Genomic DNA, 3,628 nt, shown 5'->3' on the forward strand with positions numbered 1-3,628 from the left:
AACTATATTCGTGACGTGTTACGCAATAATGGTTATCAGGAAGTGCGCACACCTCAGGTTGTCGATCGCACTTTGTGGGAAAAATCAGGTCACTGGGATAAATTTGGCGATATGATTTTCAGTACCCATTCAGAAAATCGTGACTATGCCGTCAAACCAATGAACTGTCCTTGTCATATTCAGATTTTTAATCAAGGTCTGAAAAGCTACAGAGATTTGCCACTACGTATGGCTGAATTTGGTTCATGTCATCGCAACGAACCGTCAGGTACTTTACATGGCCTGATGCGTTTACGCGGATTTACCCAAGATGATGCGCATATTTTCTGTACTGAAGATCAAATTCAGTCAGAGGTCGCCACTTTTATTGATTTATTACACGAGGTTTATGCCGACTTCGGGTTCAATGAAATCATCGTTAAATTATCGACTCGTCCTGAAAGTAGAGTAGGGAGCGATGAGGTATGGGACAAGGCTGAACATGCCCTAGAACAGGCATTAAATGCCGCAGAATTAGACTGGGACCTACAGCCAGGTGAAGGCGCATTCTACGGACCAAAGATTGAATTCTCATTAAAAGATTGTCTTGGCCGTGTGTGGCAGTGCGGTACTATTCAGGTTGACTTCTCAATGCCTGGTCGTCTGGATGCGACATATGTCGCAGATGATGGCAGTAAACAAGTGCCAGTTATGCTGCACAGGGCAATACTTGGTTCTTTAGAAAGATTCATCGGTATCTTAATAGAAGAGTATGCTGGCGCCTTCCCAACATGGCTTGCACCTAAGCAAGTGGTGGTGATGGGAATCAGTGATAAACAATCTGAATATGTCAGAAATATCACCAACAATTTGCAGAAACAAGGATTTAGAGTCGATTCGGACTTGAGAAACGAGAAGATTGGCTTTAAAATACGCGAGCACACTTTACGTCGCGTCCCCTACTTGATTGTGGTGGGTGAGCGTGAAGCAGAAAATAATGCCGTGGCAGTACGCACTCGAAAAGGCGAAGACCTAGGTGCAATGCAACTTGAGGACTTTGTTGGCTTGCTACAGAAAGATGTTGCGAGTCGCGGTCGAATAATTATAGAGGATTAGAACATCGCTACAGATCAAAAAAGGCTGAATGGAGAAATCACAGCCAAAGAAGTACGATTAACAGATTCTAATGGTGAGCAAGTGGGCATCGTTACGCTGAAAGACGCGTTAGAACGAGCCGAACAAGCTGATCTGGATTTGGTGGAAATCGCGCCACAAGCGAGTCCACCAGTATGCCGTATCATGGATTACGGCAAGTTTTTGTTTGAAGAAGGCAAGCAGAAAGCGCTAGCTAAGAAAAAACAAAAACAAATTCAGGTGAAGGAAGTTAAATTCCGACCTGGAACTGAAGAAGGGGATTATCAGGTAAAACTACGCAACCTGATACGTTTCCTAGAAAGCGGGAACAAAACTAAAGTCAGCCTCCGATTTCGTGGACGTGAAATGGCGCATCAGGACTTGGGTCTTAAACTACTTGAACGAGTTGCAGAAGATCTTAAAGAACTGTCTAGCGTTGAACAACGACCTAAGAAAGAAGGGCGTCAAATGATTATGGTTTTGGCTCCAAACAGTAAAAAATAACTATATAAACTTTCAATGCGGAGTTGTTAATTCAATGCCTAAATTAAAAAACCATAGTGGTGCTGCTAAGCGTTTTAAACGCACTGGTAGTGGAAAATTCAAGCGCTCACAAGCTTTCACTAGTCATATCCTGACCAAAAAAAGCACTAAGCGTAAACGTCAATTACGTTCTACTCTGACAATCTGTAAAGCAGATCACATGTCAGTTCGTAAAATGTTGCCAAACCTGTAATTGAGGGAGTTTTCTAATGCCTAGAGTAAAACGCGGCGTCACAGCACGTGCTCGCCATAAAAAAGTTCTTGACCAAGCAAAAGGGTATTACGGTCGTCGTAAGAACGTATACCGCGTAGCTGTCCAAGCAGTCACCAAAGCAGGTCAATATGCTTATCGTGACCGTCGTCAGAAAAAACGTAATTTCCGTACTTTATGGATTGCACGTATCAATGCTGCTGCACGTGAGTGTGGATTGTCTTACAGCAGAATGATCGATGGTCTGAAAAAAGCTTCTATCGAAATCGATCGTAAAGTGTTGGCCGATATCGCTGTACATGATGAAGCTGCATTTGCTGCACTTGCAGAAAAAGCGAAAGCTGCACTGGCAAACTAATATCGTCGGTTTATTGATTAAACCTACGTGTTTGCATGTAAGTAGAAAAGGGCCGCCAAAACGGCCCTTTTTTGTTTCTGAATATTGTTCCTCAGGTGGGGGTAATAATGGCTGAACTGGACACACAGTTAGAAGCTTTAAACGACATTGTTGAGTCTGCGAAAGCAGCAATTGCAGAAGCGAATGATAATCGGGCTTTGGATAACGTTCGCGTTGAGTTTTTGGGTAAGAAAGGCAAAATCACGGCTTATCTGAAAGGATTAGCCAATGTGGGCGTTGAAGAGCGACCTATTATTGGTAAGTCGGTAAATATAGCTAAACAAGATGTGTCAGCGCTCATCGATGCCAGAAATAAAGCACTAGCTGAAATTGCAATGGAAGCTGCTTTAGCAGCAGAAACTGTTGATGTGACTTTACCTGGTCGCAACAGCGAGGTGGGTGGTTTACATCCCGTCACTCGTACACTACAGCGTATAGAACGTTACTTTAAGAATATTGGTTTTGATGTGGCGGAAGGCCCCGAAATCGAAGATGGTCATCATAACTTTACTGCGCTTAATATTCCTGAGCATCACCCTGCTCGTGCTATGCATGACACATTTTATTTTGACGCAGATAAATTATTAAGAACACATACCTCACCGGTGCAAATCCGTGTGATGGAAGAAGAACAGCCACCTTTACGTCTGATTGCCCCGGGCAGAGTGTATCGTTGCGACTCAGACTTAACCCACACACCGATGTTTCATCAGATTGAAGGGTTGATGGTGGATGAAAATATCAGTTTTACTGATCTGAAAGGTATCTTGTCAGACTTTCTGCAAGCATTCTTTGAAAAACCATTAAAAGTACGTTTTCGTCCTTCGTATTTTCCGTTCACCGAACCTTCAGCTGAAGCAGATATCGAGTGCGTAATCTGCGGTGGAGAAGGTTGTCGCGTATGTAGTCATACCGGTTGGATTGAAATACTTGGCTGCGGCATGGTTCATCCGAATGTATTCAAACACGTCAACATTGATAGTGAAAAGTATCTTGGCTTTGCGTTTGGTCTCGGTGTCGAACGTATGGCGATGCTGCGATACGGCGTCAATGACTTACGTATGTTCTTCGAAAACGATTTACGTTTCCTGAAACAATTCAGTTAAGCGACGAGATAAGACAATGAAGTTTAGTGAAAAATGGTTAAGAGAGTGGGTAAACCCTGCACTTGATACAGATGCATTAGTTGATAAACTCACTGGTGCTGGTCTCGAAGTTGATGCCGTAGAAGCTGTGGCAGGCGAGTTTTCAGGCGTCGTTGTGGGGCAAGTGACCTCTGTCACACCGCATCCGGATGCCGATAAGTTACGTCTCACAAAAGTTAATGTGGGTGGTGAAGCGTTACTGGATATTGTTTGTGGTGC

The 3,628-nt window shown here is 43.6% G+C and carries 5 protein-coding genes and 1 pseudogene; all 6 read left to right on the forward strand.

Translation table 11 applies throughout. From position 1 onward, the window contains the following. On the forward strand, positions 1-1,095 hold a 1,095-nt coding region (gene thrS, locus B4K20_RS09325; protein ID WP_289282685.1), incomplete at its 5' end, for a threonine--tRNA ligase. Between the two features lie 3 nt (positions 1,096-1,098). Next, entirely contained in the window at positions 1,099-1,617 is a 519-nt protein-coding gene (gene infC, locus B4K20_RS09330) for a translation initiation factor IF-3 (RefSeq protein WP_289245000.1), read from the forward strand. Between the two features lie 34 nt (positions 1,618-1,651). Continuing rightward, positions 1,652-1,849 (forward strand): 50S ribosomal protein L35, encoded by a 198-nt coding sequence (gene rpmI, locus B4K20_RS09335; RefSeq protein ID WP_007145589.1) that lies wholly within the window; start codon positions 1,652-1,654, stop codon positions 1,847-1,849. Positions 1,850-1,865: 16 nt separating this feature from the next. Continuing rightward, complete coding sequence (gene rplT, locus B4K20_RS09340) at positions 1,866-2,225, forward strand: 50S ribosomal protein L20 (protein WP_286305091.1); 360 nt, start codon at positions 1,866-1,868, stop codon at positions 2,223-2,225. Between the two features lie 107 nt (positions 2,226-2,332). After that, positions 2,333-3,370: a phenylalanine--tRNA ligase subunit alpha gene (pheS, locus tag B4K20_RS09345; protein WP_286305090.1), complete on the forward strand. Its 1,038-nt coding sequence runs from the start codon at positions 2,333-2,335 to the stop codon at positions 3,368-3,370. A gap of 16 nt (positions 3,371-3,386) precedes the next feature. Then, a pseudogene (locus B4K20_RS09350) lies at positions 3,387-3,628 on the forward strand (phenylalanine--tRNA ligase subunit beta); the annotation flags it as partial.

Source organism: Methylophaga sp. UBA5088 (genome assembly GCF_002414625.1).
In the GTDB taxonomy this organism is placed as follows: domain Bacteria; phylum Pseudomonadota; class Gammaproteobacteria; order Nitrosococcales; family Methylophagaceae; genus Methylophaga; species Methylophaga marina.

Coding starts and splice junctions, on each gene's coding strand:
- rpmI (WP_007145589.1), top strand. CDS start 1,652: ATGCCTAAATTAAAAAACCATAGTGGTGCTGCTAAGCGTTTTAAACGC.
- rplT (WP_286305091.1), top strand. CDS start 1,866: ATGCCTAGAGTAAAACGCGGCGTCACAGCACGTGCTCGCCATAAAAAA.
- pheS (WP_286305090.1), top strand. CDS start 2,333: ATGGCTGAACTGGACACACAGTTAGAAGCTTTAAACGACATTGTTGAG.